The organism is Pseudomonas sp. SWI7 (assembly GCF_006351945.1).
Taxonomy (GTDB): domain Bacteria; phylum Pseudomonadota; class Gammaproteobacteria; order Pseudomonadales; family Pseudomonadaceae; genus Aquipseudomonas; species Aquipseudomonas fulva.
The window spans coordinates 841488-867949 of the sequence record NZ_CP040930.1 but is presented as its reverse complement, the minus strand read 5'-3'; the positions used below and the strand labels follow the sequence as shown (position 1 = coordinate 867949).

Genomic DNA, 26462 nt, shown 5'->3' with positions numbered 1-26462 from the left:
AAAAAGCGCCTCACAAGAGGCGCTTTTTGTTTCAACACACTTACTGGTCGGCGTAACGGGGCTCTCCCACGTCCGCGCCATCTGCTCTCAGACCCTGGTCAGTCAGCAGGCTCGCCAGCTTGCCCGACTCGCGCAAGCTTTTGATGGTTGCGTTAATCGCGGCGCCCAGCTCAGGATTGCCCTTGTTGTAGATAAACGCCGTTTGTGCCGGATACACTGAAGACTTCACCTTTTCGTCCGGCTTCGCGACCTTGATCTGAATGTCCTTGCCGACACCGCCCTTCTTCTGACTTTCAGCGCCGATTGCATAGGTGTTGACCGCAGCGTCGATTCGGCCACTGTTCAGATCCTGAGAAAGCGCCACAGCGTTCGGATAGAGAGAAAGCTTGTTACCGTAGAGTTTCTTCAACTCCGGAACCCAAAGGTAGCCAGTCACAGTGCCAACCTTGCGATCCTTGAGCTGATCGAACGTATCGGCGCCATCACGCGAGTAAATGGCGGTCTGCTCCAAATACACTGGGTCGGAGATACCCATGACCTTGGAGCGTTCGAAGGTGCGATACCAAGCGCCGACGGAGATGTCGGATCGAGAGGCCACGACGTACTGAATCGAAGCGGCAGAATCGGTGACGATGTGATTGACCTTCAGGCAGCTGTCCTTTGCGATCTGCTGAACAATTTCCCCGTCGACCCCGCTGAATCGACGGGCCTGATCATCATAGGCAAACGGCGGGAGCACTACCGAAGTCACGGTCAACTCGCCAGGCGTGATGGTTTTGAAGGTATACAGAGGTTTGCACTCCTCCGCCACCGCAGAAGCCGAAATGGCTAGTGCCAGAACCGAAGCGCCCATGCCCAGCAGACCTTTGATGCTATTATTTTTCATCGTGTCACCTAGCTTTATGAATTAACCGAGGGAACGTGAGCTTCAGCAAAGCTTCGCTCGCGTAAACTACTGCTTGCTCAAAACGGCTTGAAGTACGAACTTCTGGATCTGCTTGACCAGAGAGGCGACGCAAACGTCGCTTCCCCACTCCTTGGTGAGCGCCCCATCCAAAGTGGCGCAAATCGTCCCTGCAGTCATGCGGTCATCTTGGGCATGAAAGACGCCCCTCGTTCGACCTAAAGCGATAACGCCAGACAAGAGCTCGACAACTCGAACTCGAATTCGGTTGATATCTGCCTGCTGTTCAGCCAAGAGATTGCAGGTTTCACGTCGCGACAACACATAAAGGGAGCGATTTTCAAGCGCAATGGTCATGTATGTTTTGACGAAGGCTTCGAGCGCACTGATAGCATTGCGGCGACTTTTGAGTTCCTGCGTGATCGCATGTAACAACAACGAGTCGAGCTCCTCAATGAAATCAAACAAAAGAGTTTGTTTGCTCTCAATGTGGTTGTACAAAGAGCCAGCCTGGATTCCCACAGCATCGGCGAGCTGCCGGAGGCTGACAGACTGAAACCCTTTAGTCGCAAATAATTCCAATGCGGTGCGCCGTACAGCTACCGACTTGCACGAGCCGCTATCAATATTGGCATTGGTGGCGAACGAACTGGCAAGACTTCCCATATTGATACCACCAACCTCGTACAACAGGATGCCGTTGTACATAAACTAAGAAGTTACTATGAAATGCCGCCGCTCACTGGGAGCGGCAGCAGTAAACGTCAAAGCCCGCTTTTTGCCAGATCTTCCGCAAAGTTACGGCGGTCGCGAGCGTAGTCGACCTCACTGTCGCTGATCGCGCGAATGCGAACTTTGCTCTGCAGCTCCTCAGAAATGTGTGCGACCACACCTGGCATAGTGGAAATCACTGCCAGGCCAGTCATCTCTGCTGGGGTAAAGCCCATCTGAGCCAAAATCGCACCCATCATGCCGACCTCGTTGATCACGATTTCGGGCTTGTTGGCTTGAGTGATAAAGGCCTTGTGCACCGCCTCATACCATTCGCAGATATCGCCCCATACACCGGTTTCAACAGCCAGAGCCTTGAGTTGCTGGGCTCGCGGGTCGGTAAATCGGAAGACCGGGTGGCCCAGCCCTGGAACGCGCTCCTTGCGCGCACGCATACCTTCTACCAAGGCATTGGCCGAGGCCTCGAAGTCGTTTACGTCTGGCGAGAAGGTAGCGTTCAGGAAGTTGCCAGTTTGATCAGGGGCCAGCGAATACTCACCAGCCGACAAAACTGCGGTGGCCAAACCCGCGACCATGCTCGGGTTGCTGGAAACGCAGAAGCGGGCAGCCGCAGTACCAGGCTTTTTCAACGCGTAATCCAAGACCGAGCAGAGAATGCCATCGATCATCTTGGACTCGCCGGCATTCGGCAGGCGACCACGGATCAGCAGATAGGTCGCCGAAGCGAAGCTCAGCTTCCCGATCAAATCGCCCAGGTCATAGCCCCGGATGTAGACAGCGGACTCCTCGACGTCGCTAACCGAGGTGCTCCAATACCGTTTTTCTGTAGTCATTGCTGGTTCCTATGGAATGTTGCCCGTGCCATCCACCGAGACGGCCCGATGACTCGACTGTATTCCAGGTACTTTTTTTTGTCCAGCGGGTACGTAAAAATGATTTACGGGTCTTTATGGCATCACCCTAGCTCGGTGACGTCACTGGCCAGGCCTAGCGGCTCGCCCCTCCCCTAGGCCCACTTCCAGAGCGATGGCGTGGAGTTCTCACTGCTACGGCGATAACTCCCCAATCCATTTTTTCCTCCCCGTGCGAGGCCGGAAATACAAGCGCGAGCCCTCCGATGCCATACCTATCATCGCCGTAGGTATCGGTAGCACTGAAGACCAGCGAAGAAAGTGCATGATCATAGCCGCCGACAATATCCCGGCAATCATTGAATTGCATCCCGACTGGACGACCAACTTAAATCAGAGAAAATGCATTCATTGAATGAGACCTTCTCTGGCTTATTGCCAATTACTGCCGGGAGCTGAGCGCCTGGGATATGAAAGAATCAAGCCAATACCAATCGAGGCGCGCGTCCCCACACATCTATTTTATAAAACCATTAGGAATCAAAAAAGGTTTGTGAATCCACTAACCCTTATACACTCAAAAGGAAGCCCATTAACCTACACACAGACTTATTGAACCAAGACATGCAAATAGCACTAGCACTATAGGTGCCTTATTATCAATCTCGCCTACAGGGCCGTCAGCACTATAGACGAGATTTAACTTGGCGCAGCTTGATTTAAACCGTGAAGCGCACGACCCTAGTCAAACGCCAGCCCAAGGTATATCTCGTGCCGTGATCCTTTTTTTCAATGTGAACCCTTCTCCCGCGACTGGAGAGGAAACCAAGTCCGCAACAATCTGCCCTACTCCTATAGCGCAGATCGCGTCCACGTCATGCCCGACAGCTACAATTGCGCCATTTATTCCTTCAGGACGTCCCAGGTAAGGTTTGCCATAAGGTGTAACAGGTACATCTACTAGATCATCGCCTGCGGCGATGCGCTCCTCTTTGAGCCTTAAATCAAGGTTCAGGCACCCTTCGAATTTGGAACTGAGGACGCCCGCAGCAATAATGGTTTCATCTGCCAAGAACTGGCCAACGGGCGTCGATGCACCAACGACCTTATCGTCAGCCATGATGAGCTCAGTTACTTCGAGCTCTTCAAAAATCCGCCCGCCCCGATCGTTTACGACATTCCTCAAGTCCATAAGCATTTCATGCATCGAAAGCTCATTACCTAAGGTGCCTTTCCGCACACTATGAGCCGTGATCGTCGACTGAGAGGTGAAGCAGAACCGGCTCACCAGTCGCATTTTATAACCAAGATCCTCGAACAGGGGAGACACCAGCTCGCTTCCGCGCCTAGCAAGCTCTGACCTCTTATCACCGCCGCCGATGCAATCAACGAAGGGGGTGCGCGGCCCTTTGAGACCTACCCTTGATTGTTCAATCAAGGTGACTCGCATACCGGCCTTTTGCAGGAAGTAGGCTGAGCAGACCCCTACAGCCCCTCCTCCGATGATGAGCACATCCAGTCCAACGTATTTATCCACAGCGTGTACCTCGTGGTTGCCAGTGCCGGTATGGCCCGCGATCGGCCTCCTGGAGCTCCAGAACGGAACATACCCAGAAGACTGTTTTGCATACCCTTCGGTCAGTATTTGGGTCTAAAGCCGGCCTGTCAATCTATTCGAGTATCCGGGTGACGCTTGAGCGGACGAGTGGCCATATGCCGCTGTATCGCCAAGAGAAAATCTTTGGCCGCGCCGGACTGTAGATTGCTGGCTCGACCTTGGCGCAGTGGGTGGGCAACTGCGGCGTCCAATTACAACCGCTGTTGATGCGCTGCGCGAAGCCGTGCTGACGCATGGCTTCGTCCACGCCGACGAGACGCCGGTACAAATGCGGACACCTGGCGCGAAGAAAACTCATCGTGCTTATGTCTGGGCCTATGCCACCAGCCAGTTTTCCAATCTGGCTGCCGTCGTTTATGACTTCAGTCCGAGCCGTGCTGGTGAACATGCCCGAGCCTTCCTGGGCCACTGGAACGGCAAGCTAGTCTGCGACGACTTCGCTGGCTACAAGGCAGGCTTTGAACTGGGCCTCACGGAGATCGGCTGCATGGCCCATGCACGCCGCAAGTTCTTCGACCTGCACGTGACCAACAAAAGCCAGATTGCCGAGAAAGCGCTGCACTACATCGGGGCCTTGTACGAAGTTGAACGAGAAGTCCGCGAGCTGAAGCCGGATGTCCGACAGCGAATACGGCAGAAAAAGGCAGCGCCGATTATCGACGCACTTCATGCCTGGATGATCGCCCAGAGGCAGCTTGTGCCTGAGGGATCGGCCATCGGCAAGGCCGTGGATTACAGCCTCAGACGCTGGATAGCGCTGACGCGTTATCTAGATGATGGCGGTGTGCCCATCGACAACAACTGGATTGAAAACCAAATCCGCCCGTGGGCCCTTGGACGCTCGAACTGGCTGTTCGCGGGCTCATTACGCAGCGGTAAACGCGCGGTGGCGATCATGAGTTTGATCCAGTCGGCGCGGCTCGACGGTCATGATCCGTACGTTTATCTTAAGGATGTTCTTACACGCCTGCCGACGCAGCGGGCGAGTGAGATTACCGAACTGTTGCCGCATAAGTGGGCGTCTGTTCAGCCGTGCTGGCGTAGCCCGTAGACTCTTACAGAATGGTGTAGACCTCATTAGGTAATCGGTAGCAGCACTTTGAATACTGTTCCCTGCTCAACCGTTGACACCACCTCGATTTTTCCACCGTGGGCCGAGACGATTTCCGCCGCAATGAATAGGCCTAACCCGAGGCCAGCGGACGCACCTTTTTCTCTCGCAGCGTAACTTGAGTATCGAGCGTGTGGATTGAAAAGATGGGGCATTACACTGGAGGGAATAAGTTCGCCGCGATTCTGCACGCTGAAAACCTCAACGTCGTCACCCCGCGACAATGTCACGTTAATCGGTTGCTCTAAATCCCCATGCCGAACCGCGTTACTAATCAGGTTAGTGAACACCTGTTCCATGCGGGCCGGGTCGTACATCCCCGTCACTGCATCGCTTGCGTTCGTAATGATCTGTGCGCGGGGAAACCCGATACGAAGCTCTCCTACAACAGACGCGCAAAGGGCGCGTAAGTCAGCGTCCTCCGGATTTACGGGTATGCCACCTCCAAGATTACTACGAGCTAGATCGAGCAAGTCGCCCACCATGTGGTTAGCTCGACGCACACTCGCGTTAATCTGCGCTGCCAGCTTTTTTTCCCTGGCTGCCAGATTTTCGCTCCCGAGAAGCAGGTCACTGGCCATTAACACAGCGCCCAATGGTGAGCGTAGATCGTGACCTAACACCCCTAGAACCGTTTTGCGTGTGGACTCAACTGCCTGGCCAAAAGTAGCAATAGACTCGATTAGCGCTTGGTCTATGGCTTCATTGAAGCGGATCATGTCCTGCATATCGTGCTCTGCGTCCATCCGATGGTTGGCCAGCCACAGCCTGAGAACGCTAGATCGAAGAGCCCGATACTCTGAAACCATCTGATCCATGGAAAATCCTGCGACGAATCGTGTCATCGCATGCGTCTGAGAGGGTGCATCCCCCTCCGTCACTGGGCCAAGACCATGGGATTTTTTGAGCTGCTGCCGCTCGGATTGAGCCTTTGCATATCCTCAGCTACCGTCGTCAATATGTGCTGAGCGTGATTCCTCAGCCCTTTGGCGTCCATCGCAGGCAACGCGGTTTCCACAGTTCGAGCAAAACTCTCCCAAGCTGACAATATTTGCTCGGTGTGCTTAAGGATGAACTCGTGCAGTCTCATCGTTGTCCTTGAATTAGCTGGAAGAGGGGAATACCGATGCCGCCGCCGTGCGGTTCAAGATTAGTCCTGGAAATAGGTGGTGGCATAGCCGGTCAGCACAAACTTGGAACTTGCTTAACATCCTGTCCAGCTCCTTCTGGGAGCTTCTTCGTGACGCTAAATGTACTCCTGGTCGAGGACGAAAAAATTTTGCGCTCATTGATGGCGGAGGCTGTACGATCCTCGGTCATGTGGTCGACGAATGCCCCACCGCCGATCAAGCGCTGATAGCACTGGAGGGGACGGTATCGTTTTCCTTGATCATCACTGACGTGCGCACGCCGGGCAGGCTCGATGGCTTGGTCTTGGTTCGAACGATTTGGTTTCGATGGCCTTATCTGCACGTAATTATTATGTCCGGCAATACTGTGATTCCGCCTGGGTTTCTGCGCCCAAATGCGAAATATTTGCCTAAACCCGTGCATCTCGACTCTCTACATGGGGCGATTGTTGAGTTGTTGCCGCAAGCAGGATACCGAGGTGAACTCCACGGACGCTTGCCTTTGTTCGGGAACTTTTCCGAGCAAATGTTGAGCTTTGCACCAGCAGAGTGGTGAACATTCCTTAAAGAGCTTGCTGACAAAGTGGTTGACACGGGCACTGTATGAGCATACAGTAAATCCATCCACCCACGGTTCCCTCTTCAACTAGCGAGCAACACAGCATTGCAATGTGCCTGGGTCGAGTTGCGCTACAAACAGGATGTTTGTGACGAGTTGAGATAGCCCCTAATGGGGCTTTTTTCGTTTTTGTGATCAACCCCTGGCGCTTAGTTCGTCGGCTTTCACGCAACCCTCTCTGGGCTATACATCATTGACCGCGCAGCGAAAAACCCCCTGATCAAGCCTGACCGGGGCCTCCCGTTTTTGGGACGGTTTCTTTCAGCTCCGGGGTTGGCTGTGGCTTTATCTCAGGCTGAGGCATTATTTCAGGCTGAGACGCCGGCTTTTGCTGCGGTGTAATTTCGGGCCGAGAAACAGGGGCTGGCTGAGACTTGATTTGAGGCTGAGTCGCGGTGTCGCTGGCAGACGTCTGCGGGGCTGTTGGAGCTGCTGAAACTTGGGACGGGGGAACTACAGACGTCGACGATGAGGGTGGAGGAGCGCTGTAGGTAAAGGCGTAAACGGAAATACCCATGGCCGCGACCCCAAGCATCGCAATACCCAGACGACTCACCTTGTAGAAGAGCCCTTCGGCTTGCTCAATGGGATCCGCTACCATTTTCTTGAATTCGCCTTCAGGCAAAAAGCGATACAGCTTTGGCTGCCAGTCCTTGCGAAGCTTTCGCTGGATGTTGATGAACTTACGGCCCGACATCACGTTCAGTACCGTGTATCCAACTGCGACCGCCATGACGATCGAGATCAGGTACGGGTTGATCTGCAATGTGAGCCTCGCGGCGATCAGGCCCAGGCCAACGGTCAGCGCCGTGGAGATCGCTGCGATTGCTTGCCGGGTCGCGTCTGTGGCCTTCGACGTTTCCTCCGTCACGGCCTTACGAAGATCTGTCAGGGACTTCAGGGTGTCTTTGGTGATTTCCGAGACCGCCATCTGATAAGCGATTCTCGCGCAGTCCAAGGCAGCGGCCATGTTCTCCCTGAAGTACTCCTGTACCTCCCCGTCCGCCCGACCGGAACGCGCAATTTCGGCGGACAGCAGGATGTGCTTCACCTCTGCTTCCCGCGCGTTATCGAACACCCATGCCGCTGCTTCGTGGACAACTTCGAAGTCTGTAAGCGAGATGGATGAAGTCCCATCTATCGACTCTGGGATTGTCAGATTGAGCTTGGGCGGGCCTTTGAAAGTGAGCTTGCTACCACTGGTGTCGATTTCGTTCGCAAAGCAACGGCTGAGAGCACCGAACGCCTGCCCTGCCCAGAGCATGTGTAAAGGATCAGTCTCATCGAGATGGTGTCCTTCTGCGAGCAACCAATGGCGCACATCCTCCGGTACTTTGCGGAGGGTCGCTGATTCTTTCACCAGGAGCCGAGGTGACTTGGTCGCCTGTGATTCGGTGTAGTCGCCCCCTTCACCCCAACCACAATATGCCCTCGCTCTGGTATTGAAAGGCTGAGTGAGGCCAAGCAGGTGCCAACGTGCAGCAGCGTGTCCATTGACCAGGAACGCCTTGAAGCCTACTTCCGTCGCCACATAGAGGGCCTGTTCCTGGACATGGTCTTCCGGAAGTGGTTTCTCCAGCTCAACGCGGAACGGCCCGAAATCTTCATCCTCGTCATCGACGTCAGTTTCGCTACTCGCGCAGTCGTAAATCGTGAATGACCAGGCAGCATCGACAGCGGCTTTCTTGATCGACCGAGCAGTTTCCGCTGATAGGTCGGAAACGATGAGGGTAAGGTTGCCCTCTGTGATTAGGGCCTGACGCTTGCGCGATAGCTCGTTAATCAGGCTGGCCAGGCTTTGGTGTGACAACGCTGTCCTCCTTGACTCGATCTGTATCGACGATGATTTGTTTCTTATCTCCGTCGAGCTGTATCACCTGGACGTTGGGATTTTCCTTCCGATCAGGGAAGAGAATGGTGACGCCCTCAGCCGTGACGATCTTGCGCATGTAGGGCTGACGGAGGATCCGGCGGTCGGGCTTGAAGCTCAGCTCGTGAAGCTTGCTCTTCCTGACACGACTCCGAGTCTCACGCTCCAGGCGGTTGGCTATTTTCTCATCCTCAGGATGACCCGCTGCCATCATCACTGCCTCAACGATCGTCTCTTCATCAATGCGTCGACGAGTGCCCAAGTTGGCTTGGGCCCGCTGCAGCGCCTTGGCTATATCCTGACCGGGCAGGTGCTCAATGCAGGTCTGCAGTGCAGCCTTTAGGACTTTGCGGGTTATCTCGCTCAGCTCAGTGTCCGAGACTGCTCTGCTCACAGCCAAGAAATCGGCGAAGTAGTCGGCAAGATCCACCCCTTGCTTGGTGCGATCGGTAGCCGAAATGTTCTGGTCGGCAACCCCGCTGATCACCCGAATCAGTGCCGTTTTCTGAATGGCCTTTTTCTCGTCTACCAAAGCATTCACGATACGCCGCAGCTTCTTTCCTGGAGCACCGTCGTTCTGCTCCAACGCAAGCTTGTAGTCGTACTTGATCAGGCTGTAGATCTTCACATCCGGGTCTGCGACCGACAGCTCGAACATCAACAGAACGCCATCAGCACTGCCGCCCACGTGCGCACGGTTGAAACTGGCGGCTAGGGCCTGAGCGCCGGCCACGAAGGACGTGTCCGCACTTGCGATCGCCTCGACCTCGTTACGGGTCACCGATACCGCTTTGAACATGAAGACCGGCGCGGTGGCCATGTCTACGATCTTGCCGATGAAGAACGCTTCCTCCTCCAGAGCCCGCTCTGGCATGGCCGCGAAGTCCTTGGTACCCACTACATGCAAGATCATCCGTGTGATCTTGAGTGAATCAATCTCTTCGTCTGAAAAAAAGCTCATGCCATCTCCATGGAATCCGCCCCGTCCTAAGCAGGAAGAGGAACCACCCGCCTCGGCATGCGCCCAGACGACAATTACGCATCAATTGCAGCCTGCAGAGCCGATGGCCATTTCCGCGTAGGGCTGGATGTGATGCTGTGGCAGGAGCATATCCGGAAAGAATGGCCAGCGGCCAGTACAACAACGCTGTGGGTGCATTAGCCAACTTAAGCAGCGTAAGGCCATCCCACAGCTGCAACGCCGATCAGCTTTTGCTGCCAGAAATCTTCACAACCGCCTGGCTCCTCCATTAAAGAGTACATTTGTACTCAAACGCTACAAGTTTCTGTGTTGAGTTTATCAATGGACGAAACTCTGCTAATTCACATGACCCGGAATAGATGAAAGAGTGAGCGATGAAGGAAGGTTGCGTATCAACAGAAAATAGTTAGAGGAGTCATTGAAATATCATTGAAACCAATAACACCTAACCAAGGAGTCAAGGCTTGGAAAATCGTCAGATAGGTTGAAGAATTAGATACTGAGTGAAGCCATCATGCTTTAACCAAGAACTAACCTCAAACGCCTAATTCGCTCTAACACTGCGCCATTTATGAATGGCGATGCAACTCAGCAGAACCACCGGCAAGGTGAGCTTCCAGCGGAGCGATATTATAAAGTCAAGCACTCTACCTACTTACCCCCGTCACCCACGCCATCTAAATGCTCTTAAAACCGCTTGATATCTAATAGCACAAAATATAAAGCAAGGGAGACTGACTTTTAGCCCATTGATTTATAGCGGACACACTAAAACCCGGAAAATTCCGAGCAAAGTTAAAAAGGGAAAAACTTGAATGCTCTTTAACCCAATCGTTTCCTAATTCTATCTAGCTCTCTAAGCTCATCCAATGTCGATATCTTAGCCCACGGCCCATAAAACCCTGGCTCTGGGAAGTTTTCGGATTCCTCCCCTTCTAGAACTGTTTTATATATATCTGCCGCTTGCTCTACCATGCCATCAATCATCTTTAAGAATGTAACCAACGCATGCCTTAAAATCTCATACTCATCCACCACAGCTTGGTCTATCTTTCCCTGCGCTGGCAAAGCTACTAAATCAATGCTTCTAATCTTTTCTTTAAGCAATAAATTCTGCGACTCAAGGCTCGCATTGCGTATTCTTAAAGCTTCTATATCGGTTATGACACTACCTGAAATTGCCTCCACGGAGGCCTCCATCCCCAAAAAGTCTTCAAGTAGCTTACGGTAACTTGTATTCCTGAGCAGCGTAACGTGGCTCACAGGCTTACAAAGCTCCTCACGCTCTGAACCCATCTGAGCGAAGAACGCTTTCAACTCAAACTCCGTTACCAGCTTAGCCACATCCTTGGCTAACCTGGTAACATTATTATACTTAGCATTAGAAAGAACAATCAGTGCCTTCCTAATGAACTCTATACGCTGTTGTCTATGATTTTCCCTATACTCATCGAACGTGTCCTTTTTCGGGTTCAGCATCGTGTTTCTCCACTTGGCCGTGCCCGATCCTCTTGGTTATCAGCAAATCGGGTTTCACGGGCACTGGCGGTTTGGCTGCCGCCTGACTGATCTTGAAGACGTCCATAACGTCTAGTGCCTGTGAATTTACCATACTGCCAATTTGCGAAGCTAACGCCACGCCTGGTGGATGCTCACTGATATTGAGGACGCTATCTAGATCCCCCTGCTTCATTTGCAACATTGCTCGAAGATAGGCGAATTTAGTGTCCAGATCGGCGCTAGATGCGTCCGGAAAATTCTGGACGTCGATGAGACGCTTGACCAAATGCTCCCCCTCGGTGAGCTCCACCCGCTTGAAGTGGATCAACAGATCATCCTTCCTGGGCACGAACAGCTTATCCGCCTGCCCATTGAGTGCCATTTGGTACAGCTGCTGCTCGATAGCCTCGTACGCAAAGACCTCACGAGCATATCTATCGTGATCCTCACTCAGCGTCTCGATCACCTGCCGATCAGCTGCGGTGCGCTTCAGATTCCGATAATGTTGCAGCTTGCGAAGCACCTCTACCATTAACTCCTTGCATTTGTCCTTTTCGGCACTGATCGTCGGTAGGTGACAAACTCCGCGAATGGCGTAATGACACATATCACAGGGCCTGCCAGCCCCCAGCAGCTCCAGAATCTCTTTGGGGCACCGATTGTTGAATGGACAGATGTGAGTTGGGTTGAAGGCAAATACCGTATCCTTACGAGCCCTTAGAATCTCAATTCCGCTTTGATCTTCCTTCACTCCAATCAAGCTCATCAGCCCATGCGTTTTAATAGCTTGAGCGGGATCAGTTTTGATGTCAGCAGCTAATCGTGCATTGAGCTTGATGACCGCAGCAGCCAGCTCCGGAGCCTCTGCATCATTGAGTTTCTCAGTATTTTTCAGCAAATAATTCGCTAGTAGTTTCTGGTGACTCGGAAGGTCATCTTCTTCAAATACAGAGTAATACCACACATGCGGCTCGGACTGACCTGTCATATATTGACCGACAACCCATGCAGGGAGGAACCTGACTGCTTCCGAGACGAAGCCAGCGCGCAGCCCGTGAGGCGTATAATCACTGACCATAGAGTCAACAGTGATCCCCGCAAAAAATTCGTCGGTGTAAACAATAGGGATCTCACCCCCACCATTTCTCCTTCTTACGAAGACCAGGTCAGGGACTTTCAGATCTTTGAGTTGATTATGAATAAAGCACTGCAAAATCGACAGCATCACAGGATAATATCGATAGCTAGCCCAACTATTTTGCCCTTCCAGCGGCATTCTGAACAATGGCTTGAATTTGCCAAATTTAGAGCTCTCCTTATTTCCATACCATAAAGGCTCTCTATAGTTTTGCGCACTGCACTGTCCGTACCATTTCCTCTGCCTGTCAAGGATGGCCATCACCGGACGAGCAACAATCGCAGTCCACTCGCCATGCGACTTATCACTACTAACAAACAGCGGCGACAGCTGGCTACCACTGCTGCGATCCAGCATGCAATCGTATCGATCCTTATCAAGCCAGATGAGATGCTTCTGACGAAGGCCTGTCTCACACATAAGTTGCGTCAGGCGAACGTGATTAGGCACGATCCTTGGCACAACTTCGCCCCCAATTTCATAATCGATCGTACGATAGAAGCGGGGAAGAAATTCAAACTTATGGATTTTTCCATCGCAGTAGAAAATAGGACAATAGTTTAATTTACTCTGATCAATAACCGTGACCCGAGCCGCCCCCCTACCCCACATCGACTCCCATTCAGAAGATTCTTGTAGTTCGGCCAGGCTAGGTTGATACAGCGACCCCTGAATGACCCCTGGCATTTGACCGTCAGCCATCATATTCAGGTGCATAACCAAATATTCCATGGAATAAAGCATACTCACAAAGGCACCAAAGTACGCTCGGGGAATTGGCCGTTTGACTGTACCGTTCCGCCGCCTCAACGGTGGATAGCAGGCTGACGAGAAATTATTGGTAAAGCGATCAGCATTTGGGATGGTGAACCGGTGCTCTTGCACCCAATCACAAAACTCGTCTGCACAAAGGACGCGCGAATACCACGACTCATTCCCCCAATCGTTAAACTTAGCGTAGCACTCAAGAAACTTCAGAAATGTCATGGGAGGTTCTTTCTCATACACAAGAACCCCATCTACAAAGTTAGCCTCACGAGTAAAATACAACACGCAATCGTAATCATTGAAAGACGCCGGGTAATTTCGCAGATCTCCATCGCGAGCCAGGAAGAAATTAGGCAGATAGGTCGACAAGTATGCCAACTGCAAATTCAGCAGAAAAATCTGAGTTTTTTCGCTTTGCAACCGCTTCGATTTTACAAATGATCGGAAGGTGGCGTCCACTCCAGCACAGAAGACCCTGACCTTCTCAGGCAACCTAGCATAAAACTTCGCACCACCCTCTTGCATATCAAATACAGGTTTAAGCATGTACGACTTGACGCAACGAGTGAAAAGAGCATCAAGATCTACGGGCTTAATGCCATTCCCATACTCGACGCCCTCGTCAAACGCGATGTCTGCAGCGGCCTTTTTTGCAGGCTTCTTCCTGTTTTCCCGAGCAATTTTATTGACGTCGTCGATTTCCCTCCTGACTTCCGTGACAACCTCTTCTACCATTTCCCGAGCTGCAACGTTATCCCCGGCCAAAAAATACAGGAACTGCAACACACGGTATTGACCAAGAGGCTTTTTTCGCCCAATACTATCTTTATAAACCGCAACACAGTACTCCCGAGTCAAATCATCTGAAGAGTAAACCTGACCACTTAGCAACAGCTTAGTCCAACGTGTATAAGCGCTCTTGTCAAAATGACGATCGTGCTTGCTGGCGTATAACTTGTCATGATTCATATTCTTTCGTATCTGTTGGAGCGCAGGCGCGCCACCCAATGCGATCACTTTTTCGAGGACGCTATCCAGGTGGCTTACGGCCCTCATCGAAAGAGGCAGGATGACCTGCCTCCTCGACCACATGAGAATAAAGACTAGCTTGAAGAAATTTGCGAGGGCCTGTTCTTGCCGTGGAGTGCACGAAGTCAGCTGGGGATGAACATCCGCGAATTTCGCATCGGGATCATCAGTGCAGCAATTCACCAGCGCGCGATAGTGAGATTTCTCCCACAACGAGAAGTTAATAAACGCCCCCTGAAAATAGCTATCAACCTGATAGGTTGCATCGGGAGTTACCCCTGAAGAGTGTTCCTGATAGAAAGCTCTGACCTCTTTGCAAGCGCCTTGAATCGCAGATGCGATCTCCGACCCAGGAATCAACCACATCATCGAGTTTTTGTATAAAATCTTCATACCATGTTTACTCTTTAAGCAGAACGAAATAGCGAATTTTGGACAAGAGAAGCCCGCAGGCCGCACTTTATAATTACGTGCACCCGGATATTCCGCGCGTTTTTTGACTAGACGTTATTTACAGGGGCCAAATAGCACCAAAGGTAGATCAAGTCTCGCTGCTTACAAATTTTTCAAGATGAGCAATTTGCTGCCTCAAGTGCTCAATCTGTACCTTAGCTACATTGAAGGTACTATCTCGCATTCTCATAAGGTTCATCGCAGCCATGGACGCTCGAAGCATGTGGCTATCTTTGCGCGCATACCGCTCGACTGCAGTAGCAGAGGAGTGCCCAAGTAATTTCTGGACAACGCCAAGCTCGAAGCCAAACGCACCAGGTTTGAAAGGATTTGGGCAGTGGTTGTGCAAGTAGTATGCATACATATGGCGAAGAGAATGAAATCCATAGCTCTCACCCGTCAACGCTTTAGCGGCTGCGTTGAAGCGCTCCCACACGGCTTGATAGGAGGATGGCATGCCCTCTCCGTTGAGAAGATTTCTAAACAGAAAGCGATGCGATACAGGCCTGTGGCGCTTCATTTCCAGAGCACGCTGTTCGGCGATGTAAAGATCTAGATTCACCCAAAAATGAGAAGCGAACGGCTCTATCAGGAAGGTTTCGGGGTGCAAACGCCCTTTGTGGCTCAGCTTGCTGATAGCCACATCGGTCATGAAGCGGGACAGCTCTTTGATTCGACTGTTCGGATCGATGATCTGAACGTAGCTGTCAGCTGGCTTCCCAGGATAGATACATACATCAGACGTAAACATAGTCAGCGCTTCTGAGATACGGCAACCGCAGGCCGCTAGCAGTGACCATAGCGTCTTGTCCCTGAGGCACGTCGCGCTCTCAATAAGCTTCACACATAGGTCAATCGGAAAGACTTTTTCATCGCCACCATAGCTATCAGTATGTGCCATGGTTGACGGCTTGGAGGTGGCGACCAGCCCCACCTGTCGTATCCGTTTTGCCCCACCCGCTATGCATCCTGCCAACCAGCTACTGTTGCCGATTGCAACGCTGATCTTCCTGGGCGCAGCTACGTACTGGGAGGTGATTGCCGGCAGCGCTGAAATGAGATCTTTGCCTACGTAGCCGGTCTCCTGGAGCTGAAAGATTGCCTTTCTGAAAGTCTCACTCGCGTCGATGAAGTTGTTGACGGCAGTAAGGTGCTTCCGGATCGAGCTACCCCCCATTTTCCGGTTACCCAAAATCCTCGCGACGGATCGGCTCAGCTTGACAGTACTGCCCGTGCCATAAGCCAGGAAATTCTCGTACCCCTCGATCGCTTCAGTCAGAAGCAAAGGCGTGAGGCCCCCATTCCGATCGGCGACCACCTGGATGTATTGGATGAACAGCAGCACTGCTGGGCCATAGGATTTCACGGTGTTCCAGGCCTGACGCTTCGAGAGCTCGAAGATCCAGGTGTCAAAGAACTCGCTGGTCACCACGTCAGCAGAAAGCATGCGGTACGTTGGCCTTCCGGCGCGAAACGTCTCCATGATGCTGATCGACACATCTACCACTGCAGCCATTAAGCCCCCGTCTTGGATGTAGGTTTGCTGGAATGGGCAAACCCCTAAGATGCAACTACCAGTTGCAACGGATGGCGATACTGCAACAAGACGCAACAACACGCAACAAAAACGTTGCACGCTTTAGTTTTCTTGTGGGCTTAGCGAGGTCGGGGTTAAGAAAATCGAGACGAAAAAAAGGGCCTAGATTGCTCTAGGCCCTTAATTCATTGATGTTTGGCGGGAAACCAGGGATTCGAACCCTGGGAACGCTCTCACGTTCGCCGGTTTTCAAGACCGGTGCATTCAACCACTCTGCCAATTTCCCGGGGTGTTCGTAGCGCCACTGGACAACGGCGCTATAAGATGCAACTAGAAGGGGCTTTAGATAAGAACTCTAGGATAGTTGCCCATCGACGGTTTTCAAGACCGTTGCCTTAAACCACTCGGCCACGCTTCCAGCTGCTTTGCGGCCGCCATAATACCGGAATGAAACACGCTGTCAAACTCTCTGTGTCGCGGGTTGCAGGAGCTCTGGTAGACTCCTACCATCTTCGACGTTTCATATCTCAGGTTCACCAAGGAGTGTCGCCATGCGCGAACAGGATTATGCCGTACACCACGGCCAGCAGGTCGAGCAGCAGGAGATCAGCAAGGTCCTGCGCAACACGTACAGCCTGCTGGCACTGACCCTCGCTTTCAGCGGTCTGATGGCCTTCATCTCACAGCAGATGCGGTTCGCGTACCCGAACGTGTTCGTCGTGCTGATCGGCTTCTATGGCCTGTTCTTCCTCACCGCCAAGCTGCGCGACTCGGTATGGGGCCTGGTCTCCACCTTCGCCCTCACCGGTTTCATGGGCTTCATTCTCGGCCCTATCCTCAACCGCTACCTGGGCATGAGCGGCGGCGCTGAAGTCGTCAGTTCGGCCTTCGCCATGACGGCGCTGGTGTTCGGTGGCCTGTCGGCCTATGTGCTGATCACCCGCAAGGACATGAGCTTCCTCAGCGGCTTCATCACCGCAGGCTTCTTCGTCCTGCTGGGTGCGGTCGTGGCCAGCTTCTTCTTCCAGATCAGCGGCCTGCAACTGGCCATCAGCGCCGGCTTCGTGCTGTTCTCGTCGGTGTGCATCCTGTTCCAGACCAGCGCCATCATCCACGGTGGTGAACGCAACTACATCATGGCGACCATCAGCTTGTACGTTTCGATCTACAACCTGTTCATCAGCCTGCTGCAGCTGTTCGGCATCATGGGTCGTGACGACTGATACAACGACGTGTGTGAAGAAGCCCGCCTACGCGGGCTTTTTTTGTCCCTGCCGTTTCTACCGAACATGCACAGTCGCAAAGCGGTGGCTGCGCTCAGACTTATTGACTTAAAAGTCAGGTAACGAAGGCGATGATCGTCGAACAGGCGGCTAACCGGCATTCCCCTACCGCATTCCCCATTCTGCCCGTAGAATGCGCTCCTTTTTTATAGACGGGCAGCGCTGCGCAATGAGCTCACAGGAACACAGCCCAGGTGCGACAGCGCCTGACAACGAACTAGTACTGGGTCTGGAAGACAAGCCGCGGCTGCTCATCGGCTTGCTGGCAGCGCTGCAACACCTGCTGGCGATCATTGTGCCCATCGTCACCCCTGGCCTGCTGATCTGCCAGGCGTTGGGCGTCTCTGCCCGTGATACCAACCTGATCGTGTCCATGTCCTTGGTCATCTCCGGCATCGCCACCTTCATCCAGTGCAAACGCTTCGGCCCCTTCGGCGCCGGCCTACTGATCGTGCAAGGCACCAGCTTCAACTTCGTCGGCCCGCTGATTGCCGGCGGGGCCTTGATGGTCAAGCAAGGCACGCCTGTAGAAGGCGTCATGGCCGCCATTTTCGGCGTGGTGATTGCAGGCTCTTTCGTCGAGATGGGCGTCTCGCGCATCTTGCCTTTCGTCAAACGGCTGATCACCCCGCTGGTGACCGGTATTGTTGTGCTGATGATCGGCCTGACCCTGATCAAGGTCGGCCTGATCAGCATGGGCGGTGGTTTTGGCGCCATGGCCAACGGGACCTTTGCCAACGGCGAGAACCTGCTGCTGTCAGGCGTGGTGTTGGCAATCATCGTCATCCTCAACCGCATACCTGTGGTCTGGCTGCGCAGTTGCGCCATCGTCATCGCACTGGCGGCGGGCTATGCCCTGGCCGGCTACCTAGGCCGCCTGGACTTTACCGGCATGCACGAGGCCGCGCTGTTCCAGGTGCCGACACCCATGCACTTTGGCCTCGGTTTTTCCTGGGCGCTGTTCATCCCGATGCTGGTGATCTACCTGGTGACCTCTCTGGAGGCCATCGGTGATGTGACGGCCACCAGCAAGGTCTCGCGCCAGCCCGTGGAAGGTCCCGTGTGGATGCAACGGATCAAAGGCGGTGTGCTGGTCAACGGCGCCAACTCACTGCTGGCTGGCGTGTTCAACACGTTCCCAAGCTCGATCTTCGCCCAGAACAACGGCGTCATTCAGCTGACGGGTATCGCCAGCCGTCACATCGGTGTATGGATTGCGGCGATGTTGATACTGCTCGGCTTGTTCCCCAGCGTTGCCGGGGTGATCCAGGCGGTTCCGGAGCCTGTGCTGGGCGGTGCGGCCATGGTCATGTTCGGTGCCGTGGCAGCTTCGGGTATCAATATCCTGGCCAGCACCCGCCTCGATCGCCGCGCCCTGTTAATCATCGCCGTATCGCTGGCCTTGGGCCTGGGCGTGGCACAGGTACCCGAGTTCCTCGCCCATATGCCAGCGGCGATTCGCAATGTGATGGAGTCGGGGGTTGCCACCGGAGGCATCTGTGCTTTGGTCCTGAACTGGTTCTTGCCTGAGGGCAAGGAGAAGGCCTGACGACCACAGGCCTGCAGCAGCCAGGCCTTTTTGTTTATCATGGCGCGATTCCATAGCACGAGTTCGCCATGAAATTCGCTATCGCGGTGTTTTCCCCCGCACAGGCGCCCGCTTCCCGCCGGGCGCTGCGCTTTGCCGAGGCAGCGTTGGCTGCCGGGCACGGCATCACCCGCTTGTTCTTCTACCAGGACGGTGTGCACAGTGCTTCATCCAATGTGGTAGCCCCTCAGGACGAACAGGACATCGCGCAGCAATGGCGCACGTTCCTACAGGCCAACCAGCTGGATGCGGTGGTGTGCATCGCCGCTGCCCTGCGCCGTGGCGTATTGGACGAACGCGAAGCCAGCCGCTATCAGCGCCCTGCCGTGAACCTGCAGCAACCCTATGAACTGTCCGGGCTCGGTCAGCTGCATGAAGCCGCGCAAACGGCCGACCGGCTGATCTGCTTTGGAGGCGATTGAATGGCCAAGTCCATGTTGATCATCAGTCGCCAGGCGCCCTGGAGCGGGCTGTCTGCTCGCGAAGCGCTGGATATCGTCTTGGCCGGCGGCGCCTTCGATCTGCCGCTGGGCATGTTGTTTCTGGACGATGGCGTGTTCCAGCTTGCCTGCGACCAGCACCCCACCGCCCTTGAGCAAAAAAACCTGGCGGCGAACCTGCAGGCATTGCCCATGTTCGGCGTGGACGCGCTATACGCCTGTGGCCACAGCCTGGCACGGCGCGGCATGGCCCACGCAAGCCTTGGCCTGCCGGTAGAGGTACTCGACGATGCGCAGCTTGCGGCATTGATCGCACAGTTCGACCAAGTGGTGACGCTCTGATGACAACCCTGCATGTAATAGCCCACTCCCCGTTTGGTGACGAACGCCTTCACAGCTGCCTGCGCTTGCTGGGCAGCGAAGACGCCGTACTGCTGTGTGGCGATGCGGTCTACGCCCTGCTCTCGGGCAGCGAGCCTTTGCGTCTGCTGGAGCAGGCCGAGTTGGTCGGTCGCCTCTATGCCCTGGAAGAAGACATGCAAGCCAGGGCCATTTCTTCCTCGCTGGCAACGACGGTCGACTACCCAGGCTTCGTTGCGCTGTCCCTGCACCATGACAAGGTCAACAGCTGGTTATGAACACGCTCGATATCGAAGGCAAGGCCATTGCCCTGGACAAGGACGGCTTTCTGGTCAACCTTGAGGACTGGTCACCGGCCACCGCGCAAGGCTTGGCCACCCGCGAAGGCATCGCCCTGACGCCTGACCATTGGGAAATCCTGTCATTGCTGCGCACGTTCTACCAGGAGTACCAGCTCTCGCCCGCCACGCGCCCGCTGATCAAATACGCAGCGCTCAAGCTGGGCCCGGAAAAGGGCAACAGCGCCCATCTGAATCGCCTGTTCAATGGCACTCCCGCCAAACTTGCCGCCAAGCTGGCGGGCCTGCCCAAGCCGACCAATTGCATATGACCAGCCCTCGCCCACTGACCCTGGAAACCCCCGCTGAACACCCCTTCGCCGAGTACGTACGCATCCTTGGCAAAGGCAAGCGTGGCGCGCGCGGCCTGACACGCGAAGAAGCCCGCGCCGCCATGGGTTTGCTGCTGGAAGGTAAAGTCGAAGACGCGCAGCTGGGCGCCTTCCTCATGCTGCTAAGGCACAAGGAAGAAAGCGCAGAAGAGCTCGCCGGCTTCACCGAAGCGCTGCGCGCGCACCTGCAAGCGCCTGCCATTGCAGTGGACATCGACTGGCCGAGCTATGCCGGCAAGAAGCGCCATTTGCCGTGGTACCTGTTGGCAGCCAAGTGTCTGGCCAGCAATGGGGTGCGTATCCTGATGCACGGTGGCGGCGCGCACACCGCAGGCCGCCTGTACAGCGAGCAACTGCTCGCGCTGTTGCACATTCCCCTGTGCCGCGATTGGCAGGCTGTCAGTGAAGCCCTGGACCATCACCACCTGGCCTTTTTCCCACTGCAGGACTGGGCGCCTCAACTTCAGCGCATGATCGACCTGCGTAACACCCTGGGCCTGCGCTCGCCGATCCATTCCCTCGCACGGGTGCTGAACCCGCTCGGCGCACGCTGTGGCCTGCAGAGCATCTTCCACCCGGGTTACCAGGCCGTACACCGCGAGGCCAGTCGGTTATTGGGCGATCACGCGGTAGTGATCAAAGGTGACGGTGGCGAAATCGAGATCAACCCGGATGTCATCAGCCATCTCTACGGCACCACTGACGGTAAGGCCTGGGGCGAAGAATGGCCCGCGCTGAGCGAGCGTCGGCACGTCAAGCCGGCATCGCTTGAGCCCGAGCACATGCTGGCCTTCTGGCGTGGTGAAGTTGAAGACAGCTATGCCCAAAAAGCGGTGCTGGCCACAATGGCGCTGGCGCTTCGTGGGTTGGGGCAAGACCGCGAGCAGGCGTTTGCCCACGCGCAAGGGTGGTGGGCTGATCGCGATCGATCGATTTAACCGATCATACCGCCCCACTCTTTGCGCTATTGGTTCGAACGTCTTTCTCTAGACTGAGCTCCAACGACAAATCGCTTTTGTTAAGGAGCTCATCATGGGCCTGTTGGTCGACGGTCGCTGGCATGACCAGTGGTATGAAAACGGCAAGGACGGCGCGTTCAAGCGTGAAGACTCGCAGCGGCGCAACCCGCTGCCTGCCGCCGAGCCAGGTCGTTACCACCTGTACGTTTCGCTGGCCTGCCCCTGGGCGCATCGCACCCTGATCATGCGCGCGCTCAAAGGCCTTGAGCCGCTGATCGACGTCTCGGTGGTCAGCTGGCTGATGCAAGGTGACGGCTGGACCTTCGACCGCCAGAACGGCTCATCCGGCGATCACCTCGATGGGCTCAAGTACCTGCACCAGCGCTACACCCAGGACGATCCCCATTACACTGGCCGCGTGACGGTGCCGGTGCTGTGGGACAAGCACGAAAACCGCATCGTCAATAACGAGTCGGCGCAGATCGTGCGGATGTTCAACCATGACTTCAATTCGCTGACCGGCAACCTGCTCGACTTCTACCCGCAGCCGTTGCGAGCGGACATCGACGCCTTGAACGAACGCATTTACCCGGCGATCAACAACGGCGTTTACCGCGCCGGCTTCGCGACGACACAGCAGGCCTACGAAGCGGCCTTCGACGAGGTGTTCAGCGAATGGGATCACCTCGAAGACGTGCTCAGCCGACATCGCTACCTGGCAGGCGAGTACCTCACCGAGGCCGACGTACGCCTGTTCACCACGGCGGTACGCTTCGATGCCGTTTACCACGGCCATTTCAAGTGCAACCTGCGCCGTCTGAGCGACTACCCCAACCTGACCCACTGGCTGCGGGAGTTGTACCAATGGCCAGGGGTAGCCGACACGGTAAACATGCAGCACATCCAGAACCACTACTACCTCAGCCACACCACCATCAACCCCAACGGGATCGTGCCAAAGGGGCCGCTGTTGGACTTCAGCCTGCCCCACGATCGCGCTCGCTTGCCCGGGAAGGGTATATGGGGTGGGAGCTGAATCAGCCTGTGCCCTGGCCAGATGGCATCAGTCGCGCATGAACCCGCCATCGACGTCCATGATCTCGCCGGTCACGAACCCGGCCTCCCGCGAGGCCAGGAAGCATACGGCGGCGGCGATGTCGCGCGGCGTGCCGGCGCGGCCAAGCGGCATCTGTGCGAGCACTTCGGCCCTGGCCTGAGGCGCTAGCGCGCTGGTCATCTCGGTGTCGGTCAGCGCCGGCGACACGGCATTGACGGTGATGGCATAGGGGCCGGCTTCTCGCGCCAGCCCTTTGGTCAACGCGATCACCGCGCCCTTGGCTGCCGCGTAGCAGCTATTGCCCAGCAAGCCCCCCCCACGCTTGCCTGCCACCGACGCGATATTGATGATGCGCCCACTCTGGCGCGCCATCATGCCCGGCAGCACGGCCTTGGCGCAGAAAAACACGCTGTTCAGGTCAATGGCCATTACCCGGTTCCATTCCGCAGTGGTGACCTCCAGCAAGGGGCCGGTCGAAACGATCCCTGCGTTGTTCACCAGGATGTCGACCCCTCCCAACATAGCTTGCACCTGGCCCACCATAGCCTGCACCTGGGCCTCATCGGCAACATCCGCTCCCACCCCAACAGCCTCGATCCCGACTTCTCGCAACCGAGCCGCAGCCGCCTCGGCCGCCTCGGCATCCAAATCGCACACCCCTACTCGTGCACCGGCCTGGCCCAGTGCCATGGCGATCGCATGACCAATGCCACGGGCAGCGCCCGTTACCAGGGCCGTGCGGCCGGTCAGGGTGAAATTGAGTGCAGCATGCACAACGGGAGTGCTCATGATCGTCATCCATCGAAAGTGGCCGCAGCCAGGCGCGCCTGCTCATTGGCAGCAGGCGGTCGTCAAAGGTGTTGGAGGGTCAGGGCATCAGGCGGTGCCGCAGGCGCCGAGCGCTAATTGCTCCTTGAGCGGGGGAATGTCCAGCCGGCGCATCACCCGGTACAACGAGGGCCGGCAAATCCCCAGAGCGCGGGCCGCCGCCGACATGTTCCAGTGGCAGCTCTGCAAAGCGTGCAACACGTCACTGCGCTCATCGCCTGACGGGGCCGCCCGGCGGATGGGCGTGATGTTGGCAGGCAACGCAGCCGGGGCCTGGCACTGCTCGAGAACGTCCAGCGGCAGGTCGCTGCGCAGCATACGCGGGCCTTCCATCACTGCGCAGGCGTAGCGCACGACCGCCCGCATCTGGCGCAGATTCCCAGGCCAGGTATGGGCCATCAGCAAACTCCACACCTGCGCCAGTACCTGGCGAGGGTCACAGCCTGGAAGCTCATGGGCCACCATGTTGCACAGCAGCTCACCACGGTCCTGACGCTCGCGCAGCGGCGGTAACTGCACTACGCCTGTGGCGATGCGATAGAACAGGTCCTCGCGGAAACTGCCCTCGGCAACACGCGCCGAGAGGTCCTGGTGCGTCGCGCAGACCAGTGCGAAGTTGACCGGGATGCTGCGCTCGGCACCCAGGGGCGTCACCTCACGTTCGGCAATCACCCGTAGCAGGCGCGTTTGTTGTTCCAGGGGCATGTCGCCGATTTCATCGAGAAACAGCACGCCGCCATCGGCTTGCTGAACCTTGCCTTTCTTGCCGCCCGGCAGAGCACCCGAAAACGCCCCGCGGCTGTAGCCGAACAGCTCGCTTTCGATGAGGGTTTCGGGAATGGATGCGCAATTGAGCGCCACCCATGGCGCCGCGCGGCGCTGACTGTGTGCATGCAGAGCGCGGGCGAGGATTTCCTTGCCGGTACCGGTCTCTCCGCGGATCAGTACGGCGATGCCACGCTCCATCAGCCGCAAGGCCCGGTTGAAGGCCTGGCGCACTCCAGGGTCACTGTCTTGAGCGATGTTGCACGCCTCCACGACGGGTTGGGGCGCACGCACGGCAGGGTTACAAGCGGTCATTAGCGTCACCTTTTTTCTTGTTCTATAGCTTTTGACTATGTCGACGGGCGGGCTTGTGACACCGCCTGGGCCGAATGACGTTGCACGGTTCACATTAGGGAGGCGCAGTTATATTTTCCAATACATAATCATGCATCGACTGATACCTTCGAGAGCATCATGATCGAGCTGAGGCATCTGCAGTATTTCCGCACGCTGGCCGAAACCCTTCACTTCGGCCGCGCGGCCGAGCGCTTGCATATTTCACAGCCACCGTTGTCGCGGCAGATCGCGCTGTTGGAAGAAGAGCTGGGGGTCAAGCTGTTCGACCGTTCACGGCGCAGGGTCGAGCTGACGGAGGCCGGCCAGCGTTTCTACCTCGACACCGGCACGGTGTTCGCCGCCTTCGAGCAAGCCAAGCGCAATGCCCTGGCCGCCGCGCGCGGTGCGGCGGGGGCGCTTTCCGTGGGGTTCATGATGTCCACCGCCTACAGCATCACACCGGCGATCACCCGCCGTTATGCCGCGCTGTTTCCCCAGGTGAACTTGAAATTGACCGAGACGCTGCCATTGGACCTGGCCCAGGACATCACCAGCGGCAACAAGGATGTAGCGATCATGTACCGGCCTCAGGACTGCACGGGCCTGGAAACCGTCACGTTATACCGCGAGGAAATGACCCTGGTACTGCCGCCCGGCCACCGCCTGGCCGAGCAAACCGTTGTGGAGCCACGTGAGCTTGCCGGTGAAACCTTCATCATCGTGCCACGGCGTATTGCTCCTGCCCTGCATGACATGATCTGCAACTACTGCCTCCAGCATGGGGTCACCCCGAACATCGGCCTTGAGATCAACATGCAGCAGACCATCGTCAACCTGGTGGGCGAAGGCCTGGGGGTGGCTATGGTCCCCCGGTCGATGCGCAACATGCGCCTGGCCAGCACCAGCTTCAGGCCCCTGCGCGAAGCACCGGTCATCGAAGTGGTGGCCGTGTGGAAGGCCGACAACCACAACCCCTGCATTGCCACCTTCGTCGAGACGGCCCTGCAAGCCGGGGAACAGGCGACTCGAGAGGATGAGGCGCAACGCGGCGCAGAGCAGTGAGGAACTGATCTGGAAGCCGGCGAATTGTCATGTGAGGCCGAAATCCTGGGGCTGCTCGGCAGCCCCCGCTCAAATCTCCAGAATCCCGGACGCCATGAACCCCCCGTCCACCGGGATCACATGCCCACTGATGTAGGACGCATCATCGGACGCAAGAAACGCCACCGCCCCCGCCATCTCCGCCGGTGTGCCATAACGGCGCAAAGGCACCGCACGGGCATAGGATTCGCGTGTCGCCGCAGAATGCAGTGTCTGCGTCAAGGGCGTGTCCACCGGGCCCGGGGCAATGCCGTTTACCGTAATGCCATGCTCGGCCAGTTCGATGGCCATCTGCCGGGTCAGGCCGATCACCGCTGCCTTCGACGTGCCATACGCGGTGCGCCCCATGCTCGCCCGCATGCCGCTGATGGAGGCAACGTTGATGATGCGTCCCCACCCGTGTTCGCGCATCACCTGCGCAGCGTGCTGGCTGCACAGCAGTGTGCCGGTCAGGTTGACGTTCATCAGCCGCTGCCAGCCTTCCAGGTCCGTGTCCAGAAATGACTGGGTGCGAGCGATACCGGCATTGTTGACCAATACATCACAGCGCCCGCAGCGCGCGCGCAGCTCATCGAACAAGGCCGTGATCGACGCTGCATCACCGATGTCGATCACCAGTGCCAAGGCATCGATGCCCTGCTCGCGCAACCCCTCCACCCTGAGCTCGGCAGCCTGCAGGTCGATGTCGGCCACCACCACCGTGTGGCCATCATGCCCCAGGCGTTCAGCGATGGCCGCGCCGATCCCCATGGCCGCACCGGTGACCAGCGCCACGCGGCCCACGGCAGTTGCAGGCAAAGTCTTTTTCGCAAATTGGCTCATGTCAGCGCTCT

General features: G+C 56.0%; 22 protein-coding genes, 2 tRNA genes and 2 pseudogenes. 11 read left to right on the top strand and 15 right to left on the bottom strand.

Annotation, left to right across the window (positions count from 1 at the left end; genetic code table 11):
- Positions 1 to 40: 40 nt before the first annotated feature.
- The 4 genes from FH041_RS03820 to FH041_RS03805 form a co-directional block, all read right to left on the bottom strand.
- Positions 41 to 886, bottom strand: coding sequence for an ABC transporter substrate-binding protein (locus FH041_RS03820; RefSeq protein ID WP_088523330.1), 846 nt, complete (start codon positions 884 to 886; stop codon positions 41 to 43).
- Positions 887 to 952: 66 nt separating this feature from the next.
- Entirely contained in the window at positions 953 to 1612 is a 660-nt protein-coding gene (locus FH041_RS03815; RefSeq protein WP_088523331.1) for a TetR/AcrR family transcriptional regulator, read from the bottom strand.
- Positions 1613 to 1668: 56 nt separating this feature from the next.
- The gene (locus FH041_RS03810) at positions 1669 to 2469 is read right to left on the bottom strand and encodes a citryl-CoA lyase (protein WP_088523332.1); all 801 of its coding nucleotides are present in this window, start codon (positions 2467 to 2469) and stop codon (positions 1669 to 1671) included.
- A gap of 763 nt (positions 2470 to 3232) precedes the next feature.
- On the bottom strand, positions 3233 to 4024 hold the full coding sequence (locus FH041_RS03805; protein ID WP_218570365.1) for an FAD-dependent oxidoreductase: 792 nt from the start codon (positions 4022 to 4024) through the stop codon (positions 3233 to 3235).
- Positions 4025 to 4197: 173 nt separating this feature from the next.
- Between FH041_RS03805 and FH041_RS03800 the strand changes: the two are divergent.
- Positions 4198 to 5156 (top strand): annotated as a pseudogene (locus FH041_RS03800) (IS66 family transposase); the annotation flags it as partial.
- A 26-nt stretch (positions 5157 to 5182) separates the two neighbouring features.
- Here the strand turns inward: FH041_RS03800 and FH041_RS03795 are convergent.
- Positions 5183 to 6306, bottom strand: a pseudogene (locus FH041_RS03795) (sensor histidine kinase).
- Positions 6307 to 6416: 110 nt separating this feature from the next.
- On the opposite strand from FH041_RS03795, the gene FH041_RS03790 reads away from it, so the two are divergent.
- A complete protein-coding gene (locus FH041_RS03790) occupies positions 6417 to 6902 on the top strand; it encodes a hypothetical protein (protein WP_257225365.1) in 486 nt (161 codons plus the stop codon).
- A 283-nt stretch (positions 6903 to 7185) separates the two neighbouring features.
- Here the strand turns inward: FH041_RS03790 and FH041_RS03785 are convergent, their stop codons facing one another.
- The 7 genes from FH041_RS03785 to FH041_RS22640 all read right to left on the bottom strand — a co-directional run bounded on the left by FH041_RS03785 (position 7186) and on the right by FH041_RS22640 (position 16666).
- Positions 7186 to 8775, bottom strand: coding sequence for a hypothetical protein (locus tag FH041_RS03785; protein WP_177438141.1), 1590 nt, complete (start codon positions 8773 to 8775; stop codon positions 7186 to 7188).
- A complete protein-coding gene (locus tag FH041_RS03780) occupies positions 8744 to 9796 on the bottom strand; it encodes a nucleoid-associated protein (protein ID WP_088523333.1) in 1053 nt (350 codons plus the stop codon). The genes FH041_RS03785 and FH041_RS03780 overlap by 32 nt, the downstream gene beginning before the upstream one ends.
- A gap of 843 nt (positions 9797 to 10639) precedes the next feature.
- Positions 10640 to 11296, bottom strand: a complete 657-nt coding sequence (locus FH041_RS03775; protein ID WP_140174184.1) for a hypothetical protein — start codon at positions 11294 to 11296, stop codon at positions 10640 to 10642.
- Complete coding sequence (locus tag FH041_RS03770) at positions 11265 to 14645, bottom strand: hypothetical protein (RefSeq protein WP_140174183.1); 3381 nt, start codon at positions 14643 to 14645, stop codon at positions 11265 to 11267. The genes FH041_RS03775 and FH041_RS03770 overlap by 32 nt, the downstream gene beginning before the upstream one ends.
- Positions 14646 to 14793: 148 nt before the next feature.
- Complete coding sequence (locus tag FH041_RS03765; RefSeq protein ID WP_140174182.1) at positions 14794 to 16221, bottom strand: site-specific integrase; 1428 nt, start codon at positions 16219 to 16221, stop codon at positions 14794 to 14796.
- Between the two features lie 217 nt (positions 16222 to 16438).
- Positions 16439 to 16528: transfer RNA gene (locus FH041_RS03760), tRNA-Ser, on the bottom strand.
- Positions 16529 to 16567: 39 nt separating this feature from the next.
- Positions 16568 to 16666 (bottom strand) — tRNA-Ser (locus FH041_RS22640).
- Between the two features lie 127 nt (positions 16667 to 16793).
- Between FH041_RS22640 and FH041_RS03755 the strand changes: the two genes are divergently transcribed.
- From FH041_RS03755 to FH041_RS03720, 8 genes are all read left to right on the top strand, one after another.
- On the top strand, positions 16794 to 17465 hold the full coding sequence (locus FH041_RS03755; protein WP_023534840.1) for a Bax inhibitor-1/YccA family protein: 672 nt from the start codon (positions 16794 to 16796) through the stop codon (positions 17463 to 17465).
- A 229-nt stretch (positions 17466 to 17694) separates the two neighbouring features.
- Complete coding sequence (locus tag FH041_RS03750) at positions 17695 to 19074, top strand: nucleobase:cation symporter-2 family protein (protein ID WP_028686523.1); 1380 nt, start codon at positions 17695 to 17697, stop codon at positions 19072 to 19074.
- Positions 19075 to 19142: 68 nt separating this feature from the next.
- Positions 19143 to 19535, top strand: a complete 393-nt coding sequence (gene tusD, locus FH041_RS03745) for a sulfurtransferase complex subunit TusD (RefSeq protein WP_027916164.1) — start codon at positions 19143 to 19145, stop codon at positions 19533 to 19535.
- On the top strand, positions 19536 to 19895 hold the full coding sequence (gene tusC, locus FH041_RS03740) for a sulfurtransferase complex subunit TusC (protein WP_027916165.1): 360 nt from the start codon (positions 19536 to 19538) through the stop codon (positions 19893 to 19895).
- Positions 19895 to 20191: a sulfurtransferase complex subunit TusB gene (gene tusB / locus FH041_RS03735; protein WP_027916166.1), complete on the top strand. Its 297-nt coding sequence runs from the start codon at positions 19895 to 19897 to the stop codon at positions 20189 to 20191. Before tusC ends, tusB begins: the two co-directional genes overlap by 1 nt.
- A complete protein-coding gene (locus FH041_RS03730; protein ID WP_023534859.1) occupies positions 20188 to 20523 on the top strand; it encodes a TusE/DsrC/DsvC family sulfur relay protein in 336 nt (111 codons plus the stop codon). The genes tusB and FH041_RS03730 overlap by 4 nt, the downstream gene beginning before the upstream one ends.
- A complete protein-coding gene (locus tag FH041_RS03725; protein ID WP_028686525.1) occupies positions 20520 to 21521 on the top strand; it encodes a glycosyl transferase family protein in 1002 nt (333 codons plus the stop codon). The genes FH041_RS03730 and FH041_RS03725 overlap by 4 nt, the downstream gene beginning before the upstream one ends.
- 94 nt (positions 21522 to 21615) lie before the next feature.
- On the top strand, positions 21616 to 22578 hold the full coding sequence (locus FH041_RS03720; protein WP_028686526.1) for a glutathione S-transferase family protein: 963 nt from the start codon (positions 21616 to 21618) through the stop codon (positions 22576 to 22578).
- 27 nt (positions 22579 to 22605) lie between these two features.
- Here FH041_RS03720 and FH041_RS03715 read toward each other — a convergent pair whose 3' ends face one another.
- Positions 22606 to 23388 (bottom strand): SDR family NAD(P)-dependent oxidoreductase, encoded by a 783-nt coding sequence (locus tag FH041_RS03715; RefSeq protein ID WP_033695162.1) that lies wholly within the window; start codon positions 23386 to 23388, stop codon positions 22606 to 22608.
- An 87-nt stretch (positions 23389 to 23475) separates the two neighbouring features.
- Positions 23476 to 24507, bottom strand: a complete 1032-nt coding sequence (locus FH041_RS03710; RefSeq protein ID WP_081783923.1) for a sigma-54-dependent Fis family transcriptional regulator — start codon at positions 24505 to 24507, stop codon at positions 23476 to 23478.
- A gap of 159 nt (positions 24508 to 24666) precedes the next feature.
- Here FH041_RS03710 and FH041_RS03705 point away from each other — a divergent pair, with 159 nt between their 5' ends.
- Positions 24667 to 25590, top strand: coding sequence for a LysR family transcriptional regulator (locus FH041_RS03705; RefSeq protein ID WP_042139073.1), 924 nt, complete (start codon positions 24667 to 24669; stop codon positions 25588 to 25590).
- A 69-nt stretch (positions 25591 to 25659) separates the two neighbouring features.
- On the opposite strand, the gene FH041_RS03700 is transcribed toward FH041_RS03705, so the two are convergent.
- Complete coding sequence (locus tag FH041_RS03700; RefSeq protein WP_042139069.1) at positions 25660 to 26451, bottom strand: SDR family NAD(P)-dependent oxidoreductase; 792 nt, start codon at positions 26449 to 26451, stop codon at positions 25660 to 25662.
- Between the last annotated feature and the right edge of the window lie 11 nt (positions 26452 to 26462).

Bases quoted from the DNA above. Each gene is read 5' to 3' on its own strand.
- FH041_RS03820 (WP_088523330.1), bottom strand. From the start codon at position 886: ATGAAAAATAATAGCATCAAAGGTCTGCTGGGCATGGGCGCTTCGGTT.
- FH041_RS03815 (WP_088523331.1), bottom strand. From the start codon at position 1,612: ATGTACAACGGCATCCTGTTGTACGAGGTTGGTGGTATCAATATGGGA.
- FH041_RS03810 (WP_088523332.1), bottom strand. From the start codon at position 2,469: ATGACTACAGAAAAACGGTATTGGAGCACCTCGGTTAGCGACGTCGAG.
- FH041_RS03780 (WP_088523333.1), bottom strand. From the start codon at position 9,796: ATGAGCTTTTTTTCAGACGAAGAGATTGATTCACTCAAGATCACACGG.
- FH041_RS03775 (WP_140174184.1), bottom strand. From the start codon at position 11,296: ATGCTGAACCCGAAAAAGGACACGTTCGATGAGTATAGGGAAAATCAT.
- FH041_RS03770 (WP_140174183.1), bottom strand. From the start codon at position 14,645: ATGAAGATTTTATACAAAAACTCGATGATGTGGTTGATTCCTGGGTCG.
- FH041_RS03765 (WP_140174182.1), bottom strand. From the start codon at position 16,221: ATGGCTGCAGTGGTAGATGTGTCGATCAGCATCATGGAGACGTTTCGC.
- FH041_RS03755 (WP_023534840.1), top strand. From the start codon at position 16,794: ATGCGCGAACAGGATTATGCCGTACACCACGGCCAGCAGGTCGAGCAG.
- FH041_RS03750 (WP_028686523.1), top strand. From the start codon at position 17,695: ATGAGCTCACAGGAACACAGCCCAGGTGCGACAGCGCCTGACAACGAA.
- tusD (WP_027916164.1), top strand. From the start codon at position 19,143: ATGAAATTCGCTATCGCGGTGTTTTCCCCCGCACAGGCGCCCGCTTCC.
- tusC (WP_027916165.1), top strand. From the start codon at position 19,536: ATGGCCAAGTCCATGTTGATCATCAGTCGCCAGGCGCCCTGGAGCGGG.
- tusB (WP_027916166.1), top strand. From the start codon at position 19,895: ATGACAACCCTGCATGTAATAGCCCACTCCCCGTTTGGTGACGAACGC.
- FH041_RS03730 (WP_023534859.1), top strand. From the start codon at position 20,188: ATGAACACGCTCGATATCGAAGGCAAGGCCATTGCCCTGGACAAGGAC.
- FH041_RS03725 (WP_028686525.1), top strand. From the start codon at position 20,520: ATGACCAGCCCTCGCCCACTGACCCTGGAAACCCCCGCTGAACACCCC.
- FH041_RS03720 (WP_028686526.1), top strand. From the start codon at position 21,616: ATGGGCCTGTTGGTCGACGGTCGCTGGCATGACCAGTGGTATGAAAAC.
- FH041_RS03715 (WP_033695162.1), bottom strand. From the start codon at position 23,388: ATGAGCACTCCCGTTGTGCATGCTGCACTCAATTTCACCCTGACCGGC.
- FH041_RS03710 (WP_081783923.1), bottom strand. From the start codon at position 24,507: ATGACCGCTTGTAACCCTGCCGTGCGTGCGCCCCAACCCGTCGTGGAG.
- FH041_RS03705 (WP_042139073.1), top strand. From the start codon at position 24,667: ATGATCGAGCTGAGGCATCTGCAGTATTTCCGCACGCTGGCCGAAACC.
- FH041_RS03700 (WP_042139069.1), bottom strand. From the start codon at position 26,451: ATGAGCCAATTTGCGAAAAAGACTTTGCCTGCAACTGCCGTGGGCCGC.